This is a genomic window from Bradyrhizobium sp. 157 (assembly GCF_023073815.1).
In the GTDB taxonomy this organism is placed as follows: Bacteria; Pseudomonadota; Alphaproteobacteria; order Rhizobiales; family Xanthobacteraceae; genus Bradyrhizobium.
The window spans coordinates 152,317-167,877 of sequence record NZ_JADPKF010000077.1 but is presented as its reverse complement, the minus strand read 5'-3'; the positions used below and the strand labels follow the sequence as shown (position 1 = coordinate 167,877).

The following is a 15,561-nucleotide window of genomic DNA, read 5'->3' as shown; positions in this document are numbered from 1 at the left end:
TGCGAGGCGAAACCTATCCCGTGACCTTGCTCGAACCCTGCGTGATCAGCCGCGCGGCGCGCTGGTCGCGGGCGTGGATCCACAGCCAGCTCAAGGCAACGCTGAGCCGGTTGCGCAGGCCGATCAGGAAATAGATGTGGGCGATGCCCCAGATCCACCAGGCGAGGTTGCCGCGCAGTTTGATGCGGCCAAAATCGATCACCGCCTTCTTCTTGCCGATCTGCGCCAGGCTACCGGCATGCTTGTAGCGGAACGGCGGCAGCGTGCTGCCGGAGAGGCGTGCCTTGATCAGCGCCGCCACGTAGCGCCCCTGTTGCTTGGCCGCCGGCGCGATGCCGGGCACCGGATTGCCGTCGGGGCCTGCGATCGTCACCGTATCGCCAATGGCAAAGACATCGGGATGGCCGGGCACGGTCAGGTCAGGCTCGACCTTCAAGCGATAGGCGCGATCGGCCGGCGCCTTCATCCATTCCGCCGCGCGCGAGGCGCGCACGCCGGCCGCCCACACAATGGTTCTGGCCTCCAGCCTGTTGCCGCCATAGACCACGCCGTCGATGGCGCACTCGGTGACGGGCTGCCCTAGCACCACCTCAACCCCGAGCTCCTCAAGCGCGCGCTGCGCATAGGCGGAGAGATCCTCGGGAAAGCCGGCGAGCACGCGCGGGCCGGCCTCGATCAGGACAACGCGGGTCTTGTGGGTATCGATGTTGCGAAAGTCCGGCGGCAGCGTGTCCCTGGCGAGGTCGGCAATTGTTCCAGCCATTTCGACGCCGGTCGGGCCGGCGCCGACGATAACGAAGGTGAGTAGCGCCGCGCGCCGCGCCGGATCCTTCTCGCGCTCGGCGCGCTCGAAGGCGACGAGGATGCGCCGCCGCAACGTGGTGGCATCCTCCAGCGTCTTCAGGCCCGGTGCGAACGGCTCCCATTCATCGTGGCCGAAATAGGCGTGGCGGGCGCCGGTGGCGAGGATCAGCGTGTCGTAGGAAATCGTATCGCCGTCTTCGAGCAGCACGCGCTTTCCCTCGGTATCGACGCCATTCGCGTTGGCGAACAGCGTCGTCACTTCGGGGCGGTCGCGCAGGAGATAGCGGATCGGCCAGGCAATTTCCGACGTCGCCAGCGAAGCGGTCGCGACCTGGTAGAGCAGCGGCTGGAACAGATGATGGTTGCGGCGGTCGATCAGCGTGATCCTGACCGGCGCACCGGCGAGGCCAAAGGCGGTCTCCAGACCGCCAAAACCGGCGCCGACGATCACGACGTGATGGGGTTCTTTCGGCACTGTTGTCATGGAACGCGACCCCGGTTTCAGATGTCTCAACGCATTGGATTATGTAGCCATTTTCGCCTGCGGTCCAAACGCCTTTGCTAATCGGCCGATAACGAAAGTGCATCGCGGACGACGAAAAGATTTTTTCCGGGACCGCATCCTTTGCCTGTTCCGAAACGTCCTTGGGGTCGAGATGGCCGCAGAACAGGAGGAAACCATGAGACGGACCGTAATCAGGTACAAAACCAAGCCGGAAATGAGCGACAGGAACGCCGAATTGGTGGCGGCGGTGTTTGCCGAATTGCAGGCGGCGCAACCGGAAGGATTCCGCTATCTGTCGCTGCGGCTGGAGGACGACACGTTCATCCACTTCGTCGAGACTGAAGCCGATGACGGATCCAGCGCCTTGCCGAAACTGGCGGCGTTTCAGGCGTTCCAAAGCGGCATTCGCGAGCGTTGCGCCGAACCGCCGCTGCCGAAAGGCGTGACCATTGTCGGCAACTATCGCATGTTGCGCGAGACCGAGAACGCGCTTGCCGGAGTCTGAATGACAGTGGTTCCCGAGACGTCCGCCGCCTTCGACATCGAGCGCCTGCTGGTGGCGATGCGGCCCAGGCTGCATCGCTATTGCGCGCGCATGGTGGGCTCCGTCATCGACGGCGAAGACGTGCTGCAGGACGCACTGATCAAAGCGGTGGAGGCGCATGCCTCCGCCGGCACGCTCGGCAATCCCGAAGGCTGGCTGTTCCGCATTGCGCACAACACCGCGTTGGATTTTCTGCGCCGGCGCAACCGCCAAGAAGCGTTCCGGGGACCAGCGGAGGTGGACATGATCGTTGACCAGCTCGATGCCGTGGCAAGCCGCCAGATCGCCGCGACCTCCTTGCGCACGTTCATGCGGTTGCCGGTGCCACAGCGTGCGAGCGTGATCCTGATGGACGTGCTCGGCTGCTCGCTGAAGGAAATCTGCGAGGTGATGGATTGCAGCCTGCCCGCGGCCAAGGCTGCGCTGCATCGCGGCCGCGCGCAGTTGCGTGAGATTGCGGATGAGCCGGACGACGCGCCGCAACAAAAACTATCCGACGCCGATCGTGAGCGGCTCGGCGCTTATGTCGCGCATTTTAATGCCCGCGACTTTGATGCGATCCGCGCCATGATCTCGGACGATGTCAGGCTCGACCTGGTCAGCAGAACCCACTTGCGTGGCAAAGCCGAAGTGTCCCGCTATTTCGGCAACTACGACAAGGTCAGCGACTGGCATCTGGTGCCGGGGCTGGTGGAGGGGCGCCCCGCCATCCTGGTGTTCGATCCCAGTGAAGGCGATGCCAAGCCGAAATATTTCGTGCTGCTGGGCTGGGCGGCCGGCAAGGTTGCGACCATCAGGGATTTCCGCCACGCGCCTTACGTCATTGATGGCGCTGAATACCTGATCTGAACGAGCGCTTCTGGAAGTTGCGTCATGACGCTCGTCACGGCGCGCCGCCCAACTGCAACAGTCGACCCATCAGGCTCCCCGGCCCTCAAAACCGCGACAATTGTTGCCGGGGCAACCGGCATTATATTTCTTGCCATCCCCGCCATCCGCGAATTATGGTGCAGGTGGCTTAAGCATGCGCCGAAGGTTCTAACCGGAGCCTTGGGTTCATGCTTGCCGCTGACCGGCGATTTCGCGCACAAAATACCTCACAGATAAGAGGCGCGCGGAGAAGCGTTGCCGGTCGCCCGGTTGACCGGGTTTTGAGTGATAAACAGGAGGGGAGTGATTATGAAAAAGGCATTCTGGCTGGCTGGCGCAACAATTCTGGCGCTGGCGCAGCCCGCGCTCGCGGGCGACACCATCAAAATCGGCTTTGTCTCGACCTTCAGCGGCCCGACCGCTGTGATCGGCAATGACATGCGCAACTCGTTCGAACTGGCGCTCGACCATCTCGGCCGCAAGATGGGCGGCAAACCGGTCGAGGTGATCTATGAGGATGACGGCCAGAAGCCCGATGTCGGCAAGCAGAAGACCGAAAAGCTGATCCAGTCCGACAAGGTCGATTTCATCGTCGGCTATATCTGGTCAAATGTCTTGCTGGCCTCGCTGAAGACCGCGGTCGATTCAAAAACCTTCCTGATCACGGCCAATGCCGGCCCCTCGCAGCTCGCCGGCGAGCTCTGTTCGCCCTACGTGTTCTCGACCTCCTGGCAGAACGACCAGACCCCGCAGGCGGTCGGCACCTACATGAACCAGAAGGGCGTCAAGTCGGTGTTCCTGATCGGCCCGAACTACGCCGCCGGCAAGGACATGCTGGCCGGCGTCAAGAGCACCTTCAAGGGCCAGGTCGTCGGCGAGGAATATACGGTATGGCCAAGCCAGCTCGACTTCTCCGCCGAACTGACCAAGGCGAAGAACTCCAAGGCCGAGTCGATCTTCGTGTTCTATCCGGGCGCGGCCGGTGTCCAGTTCCTCAATCAATACGCCCAGGCCGGACTGAAGGGGCAGATCCCGCTCTATACCGCGTTCACGATCGACGAATTGTCGCTGCCGCTGCAGAAGGAAAACGCGATCGGCGTGCCCGGCGCGCAGCAATGGGTCAACGATTTGCCGTTCCCCGAGAACAAGAAGTTCGTCGAAGACTACCGCAAGAAGTACACCGGCCTGCGCCCGACCTTCTACGGCGCGCAGTCCTATGACGCCGCAAACCTGATCAACAGTGCGGTGGTTGCGGTGAAGGGCGACACCTCGAAGAAGGACGAGATGAAGGCCGAGATGGAGAAGGCCAACTTCAAGTCCGTGCGCGGCCCGTTCAAATACGGCAACAACCACATTCCGATCCAGAACTTCTACCTGCAGGACGTGGTCAAGGATGCCGACGGACAGCTCTCGCTGAAGACGGTGGCGACCATCGTCGAGAACGACCAGGATCGCTTCCACGACAAATGTCCGATGAAGAAGTGATTGTTGGCATGGCCGGTGCATGATCGCCGGAGCGCGCCCTCGGGCTTGACCCGAGGGCGGTTAACGACAGATCATCCGCCCAACAAGAAAAATGGCGGCGGCGCAGATGTGCTGCCGCTGTTTTGTTAGGGCATGATCCGGACCCGGAGGGCCACGTTAGTGCAAAGTGGGAGCCGGTTTTCCGAAAAGATCATGCTCAAAGCATAGACATCGAGCGGGATGACGAGTCATCCCGCTTTAGGCCCAGAGTTTAAGGATTCATGCTCGTCCTCGTTGAACAATCGCTGAACGGTTTGCAGTTCGGCCTGCTGCTGTTTTTGCTGGCAGCCGGCCTGACGCTGGTGTTCGGCATCATGGACTTCGTCAACCTGGCGCACGGCTCGCTCTACATGATGGGCGCCTATTTCGCAGCCACCTTCGTGGCGTGGACCGGCAGTTTCGTGTTCGGCATCCTGCTCGCGCTCGGCGCCACGCTGCTGCTCGGCATTCTGCTTGAGTTCGTAGCGCTCCGGCATCTCTACGGCCGCGACCATCTCGATCAGGTGCTGGCGACCTTCGGGCTGATCCTGTTCTTCAACGACGCTGTGCGGCTGATCTGGGGCCCCGCCGGCCTGTCGCTGCCGCTGCCGGCCTGGCTGACCGTGCCGGTGCAGATCGTCCCCGGCGTGTTCTATCCGGCCTACCGGCTGTCGATCATCGTGGTCGCGCTGGCAGTCGCAGCCCTGCTTTATATCGTGGTGATGCGGACCAGGATCGGCATGCTGATCCGCGCCGGTGCCTCCAACCGTGAAATGATCGGCGCGCTCGGCATCAACATCAAGCTGCTGTTCACGCTGGTGTTCGGGCTGGGTGCGGCGCTCGCGGGCCTTGCCGGGCTGATGCAGGCGCCGATCCTCACGGTGCAGATCGGCATGGGCGAGAACATCCTCATCCTTGCCTTCGTTATCATCGTGATCGGCGGCATCGGCTCGATCCGGGGCGCCTTCATGGCCGCGATCTTCGTCGGCATGATCGATACGCTCGGCCGCGCCTTCCTGCCCGATCTCCTGCGCACCGTGCTGAGTTCCGCCGCCGCCTCCACCGCGGCACCCGCATTATCGTCGATGCTGATCTATCTGCTGATGGCCATCGTGCTGGTGGTGCGGCCGGAGGGGCTGTTTCCGGCCGCCAAGCGATGAAATCTCACATCAACGCCCGCAACGTCATCGTGGCGCTCGTCGCGCTTGGCCTCACGCTGCTACCGGTCTATTCGGCGCTGACCGGCAACATCTTCATCCTGACGCTGTTCACCCGGATCGTCATCTTCGCGCTGGCTGCCGCAAGCCTCAATCTCATCATGGGCTATGGCGGCATGATGAGCTTTGGCCACGCCGCCTATCTCGGCATTGGCGGTTATGCGGTGGGCATCCTCGCCCACGAAGGCATCGGCTCCGGCTTCATCCAGTGGCCGGTCGCGCTGGCGCTGTCGGCGCTTTATGCGCTCGTGATCGGTGCGCTCTCACTGCGCACCCGCGGCGTCTATTTCATCATGATCACGCTCGCCTTCGCGCAGATGGCCTATTACATCGCCTCGGGTCTCTCTCGCTATGGCGGCGACGACGGCCTCACCATCTACAAGCGCAGCACTTTCGGCGGCCTGATCGACCTGTCGAACCGCGTGCAGTTCTACTACCTCTGCCTCGCCTGCCTGTTCGGCGGCGTCTATTTGATTTGGCGTATCATCAATTCCCGATTCGGCATGGTGGTGCAGGGCGTCCGCTCCAACGAGCAGCGCATGCAGGCAATCGGTTTCCACGCCAATCGTTACAGACTCGTCTGCTTCGTCATTTCGGGCACGATCTGCGGCCTGGCCGGCGCGCTGCTCGCCAACAACACCGATTTCATCAGCCCAGCCGGGATGTACTGGACCCGCTCCGGCGAACTCATGGTGATGGTGGTTTTCGGCGGCATGGGCTCGCTGTTCGGTCCCGTCCTGGGCACCATCGTGTTCCTCCTGCTGGAAGAAGTCCTGTCGCAATTCACCGAATATTGGGCGCTGATCATGGGCCCGCTGTTGCTGCTGATCGTGCTGTTCGCGCGCGGCGGCATCATGGGCCTGCTCGGGAGGTTGAGCCGTGGCTGATTCTTTGGCTGATCCTCTGCTCCGCGTAGAAAACCTGGTCCGAAGTTTTGGTGGCATCAAAGCCACCGACAATCTGTCGCTCGATGTCGTGCCGGGCGAACTGCATGCCATCATCGGTCCCAACGGCGCCGGCAAGACCACGCTGATCAGCCAGTTGACCGGACAGTTGATGCCGAATTCCGGCACCATTCACTTCGCCGGCCGCGAGGTTACGCGGCTCCCGCCCTATCAGCGCAGCCGACTTGGCCTTGCGCGCTCGTTCCAGATCACCTGCCTGCTGCCGGATTTTACCGCAGCCGACAATGTCGCGCTCGCAGCCCAGGCCCATGACGGCCACTCCTTCCGCTTCTGGGGCAACGCGCGCAAGGAGAGGCATCTGCGTGAAGCAGCGCAGGCGGCGTTGACGCGAGTAGGGCTCGCCCGGCGCGCCGACGTGCTGGTGTCGGAGTTGAGCCACGGCGAACAGCGCGAGCTCGAGCTGGCGGTCGCACTCGCCACAAAGCCGCAATTGCTGCTGCTCGACGAGCCTATGGCCGGCCTCGGCACCACCGAATCCGCGCGCATGGTGGCCTTGCTGAAGGAGCTGCGGAAGGAAGTCACCATCGTGCTGGTCGAGCACGACATGGAGGCGGTGTTCGCGCTCGCCGACCGCATCACGGTGCTGGTCTATGGCCGCGTGATCGCCTCGGGTGATCCCGACGCCATCCGGAATAATGAGGAAGTCAAGCGCGCCTATCTCGGCGACCAGCATGTGGTGGTTAGCCATGGCTGAATCGAAAGCTGCCGAAACCCTGCTCGAAGTTGAAGGAATCGAGACCTGCTACGGCCTAAGCCAGGTGCTGTTCGGCCTGTCGCTGAAAGTGCGCGCCGGCGAGATGGTCGCCCTGATGGGGCGCAACGGCATGGGCAAGACCACGACCATCCGCTCCATCATGGGCATGACGCCGGCCCGCGCGGGCAACATCCGCTTCGCGGGTGAGCAAGTGCGCAGCCTGCCGTCCTACAGAATCGCAAAACTCGGCATCGGCCTGGTGCCGGAGGGACGCCAGATCTTTCCGAATCTGACGGTGTACGAGAATCTGGTGGCGGCCTCGGGCAACCGCGCCGGCAATGCCGATCCCTGGACCATCGAAAAAATCCACGCGCTGTTTCCGCGGCTCGCCGAGCGCAGCAGCAACATGGGCGTGACCTTGTCGGGAGGCGAGCAGCAGATGCTGGCGATCGGCCGCGCGCTGATGACCAACCCGAAGCTTCTGATCCTCGACGAAGCCACCGAAGGCCTCGCACCGCTGATCCGCGAGGAAATCTGGAACTGCCTGTCGATGCTGAAGGGCCGCGGCCAATCGGTGCTTGTCATCGACAAGAACGTCGCCAACCTCTCCCGCATCGCCGACCGCCACTACATCATCGAACGCGGGCGCACGGTATGGACGGGGACGAGCGAGCAGTTGATTGCCGAGCCGGATTTGCAGCACCGGTATCTCGGGATTTGAATTCACTGTCATTCCGGGGCGATCCGGTAGCATCGAACTATGATGCGCAATTGCGCATCTGAGAATCTCGAGATTCCCCGGTGTGCAATTGCACACCTGAGGTCTGGTCCTTTGGACCATCCCGGAATGACGGGCTCTTAAATTGCTTCGTCGCTTCGCTCCTCGCAATGACGGCGGAGGGGTTTACGCCCCTCAAAACATCTCGAAATATTCGCGGTGCTCCCAGTCCGACACTTCGGCCTGAAAACGCTCGATCTCGGCATTCTTGATGTGGACGTAATAGTCCACGAACTCAGCCCCGAGCGCTTGCCGGAAGAACGAATCGTCCTGCAGCGCGAACACCGCTTCTCGCAGGCTCGTTGGCAACAGCGCCGCCTTGGTCTCGTAGGGCGTATCCGCGGACGGCCCGGGATCGAGCTTGCGGTCGGCGCCGTCGAGACCGGAGAGAATCTGCGAGGCCATGTAGAGATATGGGTTCGCCGCGGGCTCGCCGATCCGGTTCTCCAGCCGCGTCGCGCTATCGCCCGCGCCGCCGAGCACCCGGATCATGACGCCGCGGTTATCGCGGCCCCAGATCGCGCGGTCCGGCGCCAGCGAGTAGGAGCGGTAACGTTTGTAGCCATTGATGGTCGGCGTCGTGAACACGGTGGACGCGCGGGCGTGTTCCAGCAGTCCCGCGAGATAGGCCCGGCCAAACGGACTCAGCACCTCGCCTCTGTCGCCGGCCATGAACGAGTTTTCGCCGCTCGCGCGCGAGACCAGCGATTGATGCAGGTGCCAGCCGGAGGCGAAGACATTGGGCAGTTTCGGCCGGCACATGAAGGTCGCGTGATAGCCGTGGCGGCGTGCGATCTGTTTTACGGCCGATCTGAACAGCACCATGTTGTCGGCGGGCACCATCCCCTTGGTCGGCTGGAAGGTGAATTCGCACTGGCTCGGCCCGAACTCGACCTCGATCGAACGCAAGGGAAGGCCGAGCGCCAGCACATCGCGGCGGATGATTTCCAGCGCCGGCTCCATGTGGTCGTAGCGCTGCTCGGTGAGATACTGATAGCCGTGCGACAGCAGGCTGACCGATGGCGGCCGACCCGGCTGTCCGGCATCCTCCGGCGCCATATGCGGGTCGTCGAGCTTGAAGAGATGGAATTCGACTTCGAGCCCAGCCACGAAATCGTAGCCGCGCTGTCCGAGCTGATCGATCACCTTGCGATAGAGATGTCGCGTCGCGAACGGCACCGGACGGCCATCGTTGAAATAGAGATCGCACAGCAGCCAGCCGGTGGTCGGCACCCATGGCAGCACGCGAAAGGTAGTGGGGTCGGCGACCATCAAGACGTCGGCGGCGCCTTCCATCTCCTTCATGCCGAAACCGCCGCCGGCGGTGAACACGGGGAATACCGTCTTGTGCGAGGTATCCTTGGCGAGCATGGTCGTGGTGATGGAGCAGCCGCTTTCGAGCGAGGCAGTCGCTTCGCTGGCCACCAGCGTCTTGCCGCGCAAAATGCCGTGCTGATCGGGGAATGATAGGCGGATGACTTCGAGCTTCTGCTCTTCGATAATTTTGCGCAGGCGGCTGGCCGCCTCCTGCTGCTCCCTAGACCATAGCCCGTGACGTTCCACAAAACTCAACGCGTCACTCCCCCGAGTCTGAACTGAATAATTGAAATGGCGCTATCTCGGCCGCCATTGCGAGCCAACGGGTCGCGCGAATGCGCGCCCGATGACAGGCTCCGCGAAGCAATCCATGGCACCGCAAGCGTTGGCATGGATTGCTTCATTGCTGCGCTCCTCGCAATGACGGAGGAGAGACCATCACTCCGCTGCCGTGAGGTGGGGGACCTTGCCGGCAATCTCCGTCGGCACCGGCGCGGCCCACGGCGCGCCGCGGCGGCGCTTGACGTCGATTTCCATCCAGTAGATTTCCCAGCCCTGCGTGGGTCCTATGCCGTCCATCGTTGCCGGGCCTTGGATGCTCCGCGCGTGGGCCGCGTCGAGGAACAGCATCGGCTTCTCGCCGCCGACAACCTTCTCGATCTCCTGCCGCAGCAGCCGGCGATACTGCACGATCGCCTTGTCCGATTGTCCCAGATGCTCGTTGGTGCGGTCCTGGATCGCGCCCATCGATTCCACCGCCCACTGGTCGTGGACGTTGATGTCGGTCCCCATGCCGGTATAGGTTTCCGTGGCCTGTTCGTGCGGATCGAAGCCGTAATCGTTGCTCTTGTTCTTGCGCGACTTGTAATCCGGCAGTTCATAGAGTTCGAGGCGCTGGTCGCGCATCTTCTTCTTGTCGACCGGCGTCGTATAGCTGGTGAAGATCGCGTACCAGTAGCAGTTCTCGTCATCGATAGGCACGTGCCACTGCGTGATCGTCATCTCCGTGCTCATCGGGATGACGAAGCCGTGCGGGAAGAGCTGGTTGGTGACGCGCACATGCGTGCGCTCCGCATCTAACTCGCGCAGCGCGATCAGGCGCAGGCCATACTCGGTATGTTCGACATTGATGATCGGGTTGTCGTATTCGCGCAAAATCTTCGTCATCGGCATGTCGCTGCCGGCGGACGCGCCGCGGAACTGCTTGCCGTAGGCGGTGGAAGCGTCCTCGTCCTCGAAGAAGCGGTGCAGGAACGAGGCGTGCGCCGGATCGATGCCGACTTCCAGCGCCTGCAGCCAGTTGCAATTGATGTGGCCCTTGAATGCAAAAGTATGGCTGTCGGGCGCCACAAAGCAGTCGATCTCCGGAAACGCCGGCGGTTCGCCTTCGCCGAGAAAGGCCCAGAGGATGCCGCTCTTCTCGACCACGGGATAGGAGCGCTGCTTGATGCCCTGGCAGAGCTTTGAGTCCTTCGGCTCGGCCGGCGTCTCCAGGCACTGGCCGGAGACATCGAACAGCCAGCCATGGAAGGCGCAACGCAAGCCGCCGTTCTCCAGCCGTCCGAAGGCGAGGTCGGCGCCGCGATGGGCGCAGTGGCGGTCGATCAGGCCATAGCGGCCTTGCTCGTCGCGAAACAGCACGAGGTTTTCGCCGAGCAGTTTTACGGGCCGCACCGGCCGCGGGCCCTGCAGCTCATCCACCAGCGCCGCCGGCTGCCAGTACATCCGCATCAGCTTGCCGCAGGGGTCCTTGCGACCGGTGCGGGTGATCAGGTCGTTCGCTTCCTGGCTCATCATGGCGAGAATCTCCGGTGGTTGGATGTTCGCCTATTGAACTTTTGTGCGATTTTAACGTAGGCTGGGCGTGAGGCAAGCGGATTATGGAGGCAGTAATGCCCAAGCTGAAGCGCGCGGTGGGCGCAGACAACCGCGGCGCCACCGATTTCATCGAAAGCCTCGACCGCGGCCTGCGTGTGCTCGAAATATTTGCCGGCAGCCGGCAGCCGATGACGCTGAGCGACCTTGCCAAGGCCGCTGAGCTGCCGCGTGCCACCGCACGGCGCATCCTCTTCACGCTCGAACGCGCCGGTTTCGTTGCCACCGACGGCAAGCTGTTTCGCCTGATGCCGCGCGTGCTGGTGCTGGCATCAAGCTTTCTCGCTTCCAACCATGTCGTCTCGGTGCTGCAGCCGGCGCTGGATCGGCTGTCGAGCGAGGCGCAGGAAACCTCATCGATGGCCATCCTCGACGGCAATGAGGTCGTCTTCATCGCGCGCGCCAGCCCGACGCGGATATTTTCGTCAGGTATCGACATCGGCTACCGGCTGCCGGCATTCTGCACCTCGGTCGGCCGCGTGCTGCTGTCGCGGCTGGCCGACGACGAACTGGCCGCCGCGCTCGACGGAATGGAGCTTGCGCCACTGACGCCGTTCACCGTCACCGACAAGAAGCTGCTCCTGAAGACGATCATCGCCGATCGCGCGCAAGGCTATTCGCTGGTCGATCGCGAAGCCGAACCGGGATTCCGCTCGGTCTCCGTGCCGGTCCGCCGCTACGACGGCGCCATCGTCGCCGCCATCAACATGGGCGCGCATGTCGATCGCGTGTCCGCGGCCGAGATGATCGAACGCTTCCTGCCGCGTCTGCGCGAGACGGCAGAGTCGGTCAAGTCGATGCTGGTCTGACGGGAGCCTCACTATCTCCGCCGTCGTTGCGAGGAGCGAAGCGACGAAGCAATCCATTCTATCCCGAGTCGCGCGATGGATTGCTTCGCTGAGCCTGTCATCGGGCGCGCATTCGCGCGACCCGTTGGCTCGCTATGACGGAATCAGGACCCGAGGAAGTTTGCCACGTCGTCTGATCAGTCCCGCTTAAGACGGCGGCAAGCGTTTGAATGCGGCTTCGATCGCTTCGAACTTGGCGACGATCTGCGGTGTCACCAGATAATGCAGCGTCGCCGCGACCGACAGGCCGACAATCATCGCGATGATCGCGTACTGCGTCATCAACGCTAGCAATATCGCCCGCAGCCGGCGCCGCCGGATCTTCGGCGGCTTGGCGGCAGGGAGGAGGACGTCTTCGCCTTCAGCCGTGCTCATGCGGTCGTACCGGACAACATCGCGTTCTAATGCTCGGACAGAAGCTGATCGAGGCGCGACTGCAGCCGCCGGTTGGCCCGTTCGGTCGCGCGCAGCTTGCGGGCCCATTCCAGCGGAATGACGTCGCTCGTCTCTTCGACGTCTGAAAATACCAGCCCGGCCGCGTTGTGGTCGCGCCAGACCAGGCGGGCGAGGCAGGAGAGGCCCCTCCGCTCGATTTCGAAATCGATCCGGTCGGGGATGATGGCCGAGTTCTCGAATTCGACCTTCGCGCCGCGCCTGCTGAAATTGCGCACGACACAGGCAAGCGTCGAATTGCGCGCGTTGAATGCGACCATCCCGCCGTAATAGACGCGGGTTCTTTGGTGTTGACGGCGCTCCAGCATCATTGGTCCTCTATGCGATTAACGCTTTAGTAACACTCCCTCAGCGTGTATTACAGTCGCCGCTCGCATGGAACTTGTGCGGTGGTTAACGGTCGCGCTTGCCGTCGGATGCAACCGTCGGCTTGGCCGGAAATCAGCCGTTTACGAACGGCGTGGAAGCGATCAGGAGGCCGCGCTGCGCAGGCCGAACGCGTGCTTGTCATGCAGCACCGGCGCCACCGCATCGCTCAGCCGTGCGGCGGCGGCATCCACCGAAAGCCCTGCGGTATCGACCACGGCGGAGGCGCGGGCGTAGAGCGGTTCGCGGCTGACCAGGATGTTGCGCAGCTCCGCCATCGCGGAGCGATCGTCCGCCATCGGGCGCAAATCGCCTTGACGGCGGACGCGGGCCATGTGGTCTTCCGGCTCGGCCTTCAGCCAGATGGTGTAGAACGACGACAGGATCACGTCGAAGGTGAGTGGCTCGGAGACGATGCCGCCGCCGGTCGCCAGCACCATCAGCTCCTTGCGCGCCAGCAATTGCGAAAGCGCCGCCTGCTCCATGCGCCTAAAGCCTTCCTGGCCGTAGAGCGCGATGATCTCGGCGACTGATAGTCCGTTCTGCGCCTCGACCTCTTTGTTGAGCTCGACGAACTTCCAGCCGATCTTCTTCGCCAGCATCTTGCCGAGCGTGGATTTGCCGGCGCCGCGCAGGCCGATCAGAGCGATGCCGGCGAACGAGATCCGCCGCTGCGCCGACAGGCCGCCGCCGGCCAGCGCATCCTTGGCCTGCGCGATCTGGGCCGGCGTTGCCTTGCGCAGCAGATCGCGGATCACAGCCCAATCCGGCGCGGGCTCGGCTGAGGGAATCAGATCTTCGAGATGCGCGCCCATCGCGTTCGACACACGCCTGAGCAGCACGATCGAGACGTTGCCCTTGCCGCTTTCGAGCTGCGCGATATAGCGCTCCGAAATGCCAGAAACCTTGGCGAGCACTTTTCGCGACATACCGCGAAGGGCGCGCATGGTGCGCACACGCTGGCCAAGCTGCTCGAGAAAGCCGGATTCGGGGTCACTGGCCTCGGTCATTTCCCTCGTTCGGGCATTGCGTCGGGGTGAATGGATTTCGGAAACATAATGCCGATGAGGATTGACAGCAAGCGCAGCCGGTGTCTTTGTATGAATTATAATTCTTAAAACTCAGGGGAGATGCGTCGTGAGCGGCACGTCCGGTTCGTACAATGCGGTGACCTGGCTGCTCGACCGCAATGTCGAGGAGGGGCGCGGCGCGAAGCTCGTCTTCACCGACACCGTCACCGAACTCACCTATGGCGAGCTGCAGCGGCAGACCCGCCGCGTCGCCAACATGCTGCGCCGGCTCGGCGTCCGCCGCGAAGAGCGCGTGGCGATGATCATGCTGGATACGGTGGATTTCCCCTGTGTGTTTCTCGGCGCGATCCGCGCCGGCGTCGTGCCGGTACCGCTCAACACGCTGCTGACGTCGGAGCAGTACGCCTACATTCTCGGGGATTGCCGTGCGCGCGTCCTGTTCGTCTCCGAAGCGCTGCTGCCGGTCGTCAAAGATATCGTCGCGCAGATGCCCGACCTCGAGCATATTGTCGTGTCAGGCAGGGACGCGCACGGCCACAAGAAACTTTCCGATCAGCTGGCGCGAGAGAGCGATACGTTTGCGACCACGGCGACGCATCCGGATGAGCCGGCGTTCTGGCTCTATTCCTCGGGCTCGACTGGCATGCCCAAGGGCGTGCGGCATCTGCATTCCAACCTCGCCGCAACGGCCGACACCTACGCCAAACAGGTGCTCGGCATTCGCGAGGACGATGTCTGTCTCTCGGCAGCAAAACTGTTCTTCGCCTATGGCCTCGGCAATGCGCTAACATTTCCGATGTCGGTCGGTGCGTCCACGATCTTGCACACGGAACGGCCGACGCCGGCTGCGATGTTCGCGCTGATGAACAAATACAACCCGACCATCTTCTACGGCGTGCCGACGCTGTTCGCCGCGATGCTCAACGACGAGGCGCTGAAGGACGCCCGCGCCGGCAATCGCTTGCGCATCTGCACCTCCGCCGGCGAAGCGCTGCCGGAATCGGTCGGCAACGCCTGGAAGGCGCGCTTCGGTGTCGACATCCTCGACGGCGTCGGCTCGACCGAACTGCTGCACATCTTCCTCTCCAACGCGCCCGGCGACATCAAATACGGGTCATCGGGGCGTCCAGTGCCCGGCTACAAGGTGCGGTTGGTCAATGAAGCCGGCGCCGAGGTGGCCGATGGCGAGGTCGGCGAATTGCTGGTCGATGCGCCCTCGGCCGGCGAGGGTTACTGGAATCAGCGTGCCAAGAGCCGTTCGACCTTCGAGGGCCACTGGACCCGCACCGGTGACAAGTACATTCGCGACGCCGACGGCCGTTACACCTTCTGCGGCCGAAGCGACGACATGTTCAAGGTTTCGGGCATCTGGGTCTCGCCGTTCGAGGTCGAGAGCGCGCTGATCACCCATCCGGCCGTGCTCGAGGCCGCCGTCGTGCCGGAAGCCGATCCCGAAGGATTGTTGAAGCCGAAAGCCTTTGTCGTGCTGCGCGCCGGCGCGAAAACCGATGACCTGCATGAGGTGTTGAAAGAGCACGTCAAGCAGAAGATCGGTCCATGGAAATATCCGCGCTGGATCGACGTGGTGGAATCCCTTCCGAAGACGGCGACAGGGAAGATTCAGCGGTTCAAGCTGCGGGATAGCGAGACGGCGAAGGCATGATGGACTTGTCGTTCGAAATGCAAAGCGTTGCCGCAAGTGGCGATCGTTCCCTCCCCCCTTGCGGGGTCCGAGGCGAGCGAAGCTCGCTCTCGAGGCTAGGGAGAGGGGTGGCGGCAACGGCAACGGCG

General features: G+C 62.9%; 15 protein-coding genes. 9 read left to right on the top strand and 6 right to left on the bottom strand.

Features of this window, described 5'->3' with window-relative positions; all coding sequences use genetic code 11:
- Positions 1-13: 13 nt before the first annotated feature.
- Positions 14-1,288 carry an NAD(P)/FAD-dependent oxidoreductase gene (locus tag IVA95_RS20315; protein WP_247512069.1) on the bottom strand — a complete coding sequence of 425 codons (1,275 nt, stop codon included), beginning with the start codon at positions 1,286-1,288 and terminating at the stop codon, positions 14-16.
- A 196-nt stretch (positions 1,289-1,484) separates the two neighbouring features.
- On the opposite strand from IVA95_RS20315, the gene IVA95_RS20310 reads away from it, so the two are divergent.
- The 7 genes from IVA95_RS20310 (at position 1,485) to IVA95_RS20280 (ending at position 7,823) form a co-directional block, all read left to right on the top strand.
- A complete protein-coding gene (locus tag IVA95_RS20310; RefSeq protein ID WP_247512068.1) occupies positions 1,485-1,814 on the top strand; it encodes a hypothetical protein in 330 nt (109 codons plus the stop codon).
- Positions 1,815-2,702: a sigma-70 family RNA polymerase sigma factor gene (locus tag IVA95_RS20305; protein ID WP_247512067.1), complete on the top strand. Its 888-nt coding sequence runs from the start codon at positions 1,815-1,817 to the stop codon at positions 2,700-2,702.
- Positions 2,703-3,032: 330 nt separating this feature from the next.
- Positions 3,033-4,208 (top strand): ABC transporter substrate-binding protein, encoded by a 1,176-nt coding sequence (locus IVA95_RS20300; protein WP_247512066.1) that lies wholly within the window; start codon positions 3,033-3,035, stop codon positions 4,206-4,208.
- Positions 4,209-4,468: 260 nt separating this feature from the next.
- Positions 4,469-5,386: a branched-chain amino acid ABC transporter permease gene (locus IVA95_RS20295; protein ID WP_247512065.1), complete on the top strand. Its 918-nt coding sequence runs from the start codon at positions 4,469-4,471 to the stop codon at positions 5,384-5,386.
- The gene (locus tag IVA95_RS20290; RefSeq protein ID WP_247512064.1) at positions 5,383-6,330 is read left to right on the top strand and encodes a branched-chain amino acid ABC transporter permease; all 948 of its coding nucleotides are present in this window, start codon (positions 5,383-5,385) and stop codon (positions 6,328-6,330) included. The genes IVA95_RS20295 and IVA95_RS20290 overlap by 4 nt, the downstream gene beginning before the upstream one ends.
- Positions 6,331-6,334: 4 nt before the next feature.
- Positions 6,335-7,102 carry an ABC transporter ATP-binding protein gene (locus IVA95_RS20285; protein WP_247512140.1) on the top strand — a complete coding sequence of 256 codons (768 nt, stop codon included), beginning with the start codon at positions 6,335-6,337 and terminating at the stop codon, positions 7,100-7,102.
- Positions 7,095-7,823 carry an ABC transporter ATP-binding protein gene (locus IVA95_RS20280; protein ID WP_247512063.1) on the top strand — a complete coding sequence of 243 codons (729 nt, stop codon included), beginning with the start codon at positions 7,095-7,097 and terminating at the stop codon, positions 7,821-7,823. Before IVA95_RS20285 ends, IVA95_RS20280 begins: the two co-directional genes overlap by 8 nt.
- 192 nt (positions 7,824-8,015) lie before the next feature.
- Here the strand turns inward: IVA95_RS20280 and IVA95_RS20275 are convergent, their stop codons facing one another.
- Together IVA95_RS20275 and IVA95_RS20270 are read right to left on the bottom strand one after the other, a co-directional pair.
- Positions 8,016-9,452, bottom strand: coding sequence for a glutamine synthetase family protein (locus IVA95_RS20275; RefSeq protein ID WP_247512062.1), 1,437 nt, complete (start codon positions 9,450-9,452; stop codon positions 8,016-8,018).
- Between the two features lie 183 nt (positions 9,453-9,635).
- A complete protein-coding gene (locus IVA95_RS20270) occupies positions 9,636-10,994 on the bottom strand; it encodes an aromatic ring-hydroxylating dioxygenase subunit alpha (protein WP_247512061.1) in 1,359 nt (452 codons plus the stop codon).
- A 95-nt stretch (positions 10,995-11,089) separates the two neighbouring features.
- On the opposite strand from IVA95_RS20270, the gene IVA95_RS20265 reads away from it, so the two are divergent.
- Complete coding sequence (locus tag IVA95_RS20265) at positions 11,090-11,881, top strand: IclR family transcriptional regulator C-terminal domain-containing protein (RefSeq protein WP_247512060.1); 792 nt, start codon at positions 11,090-11,092, stop codon at positions 11,879-11,881.
- Between the two features lie 186 nt (positions 11,882-12,067).
- On the opposite strand, the gene IVA95_RS20260 is transcribed toward IVA95_RS20265, so the two are convergent.
- The 3 genes from IVA95_RS20260 to IVA95_RS20250 form a co-directional block, all read right to left on the bottom strand.
- Positions 12,068-12,295, bottom strand: coding sequence for a hypothetical protein (locus IVA95_RS20260; protein ID WP_247512059.1), 228 nt, complete (start codon positions 12,293-12,295; stop codon positions 12,068-12,070).
- 26 nt (positions 12,296-12,321) lie between these two features.
- On the bottom strand, positions 12,322-12,681 hold the full coding sequence (locus IVA95_RS20255) for a PilZ domain-containing protein (RefSeq protein ID WP_247512058.1): 360 nt from the start codon (positions 12,679-12,681) through the stop codon (positions 12,322-12,324).
- 162 nt (positions 12,682-12,843) lie between these two features.
- Complete coding sequence (locus tag IVA95_RS20250) at positions 12,844-13,785, bottom strand: helix-turn-helix transcriptional regulator (protein WP_346658027.1); 942 nt, start codon at positions 13,783-13,785, stop codon at positions 12,844-12,846.
- A 91-nt stretch (positions 13,786-13,876) separates the two neighbouring features.
- On the opposite strand from IVA95_RS20250, the gene IVA95_RS20245 reads away from it, so the two are divergent.
- Entirely contained in the window at positions 13,877-15,433 is a 1,557-nt protein-coding gene (locus IVA95_RS20245; protein ID WP_247512056.1) for a benzoate-CoA ligase family protein, read from the top strand.
- The last annotated feature ends 128 nt before the right edge of the window (positions 15,434-15,561 follow it).

What these genes read in the sequence shown, in the direction of transcription:
- IVA95_RS20305 (WP_247512067.1), top strand. Translation starts at nt 1,815, where the DNA reads ATGACAGTGGTTCCCGAGACGTCCGCCGCCTTCGACATCGAGCGCCTG.
- IVA95_RS20280 (WP_247512063.1), top strand. Translation starts at nt 7,095, where the DNA reads ATGGCTGAATCGAAAGCTGCCGAAACCCTGCTCGAAGTTGAAGGAATC.
- IVA95_RS20260 (WP_247512059.1), bottom strand. Translation starts at nt 12,295, where the DNA reads ATGAGCACGGCTGAAGGCGAAGACGTCCTCCTCCCTGCCGCCAAGCCG.
- IVA95_RS20255 (WP_247512058.1), bottom strand. Translation starts at nt 12,681, where the DNA reads ATGCTGGAGCGCCGTCAACACCAAAGAACCCGCGTCTATTACGGCGGG.
- IVA95_RS20295 (WP_247512065.1), top strand. Translation starts at nt 4,469, where the DNA reads ATGCTCGTCCTCGTTGAACAATCGCTGAACGGTTTGCAGTTCGGCCTG.
- IVA95_RS20300 (WP_247512066.1), top strand. Translation starts at nt 3,033, where the DNA reads ATGAAAAAGGCATTCTGGCTGGCTGGCGCAACAATTCTGGCGCTGGCG.
- IVA95_RS20310 (WP_247512068.1), top strand. Translation starts at nt 1,485, where the DNA reads ATGAGACGGACCGTAATCAGGTACAAAACCAAGCCGGAAATGAGCGAC.
- IVA95_RS20315 (WP_247512069.1), bottom strand. Translation starts at nt 1,288, where the DNA reads ATGACAACAGTGCCGAAAGAACCCCATCACGTCGTGATCGTCGGCGCC.
- IVA95_RS20290 (WP_247512064.1), top strand. Translation starts at nt 5,383, where the DNA reads ATGAAATCTCACATCAACGCCCGCAACGTCATCGTGGCGCTCGTCGCG.
- IVA95_RS20265 (WP_247512060.1), top strand. Translation starts at nt 11,090, where the DNA reads ATGCCCAAGCTGAAGCGCGCGGTGGGCGCAGACAACCGCGGCGCCACC.
- IVA95_RS20270 (WP_247512061.1), bottom strand. Translation starts at nt 10,994, where the DNA reads ATGATGAGCCAGGAAGCGAACGACCTGATCACCCGCACCGGTCGCAAG.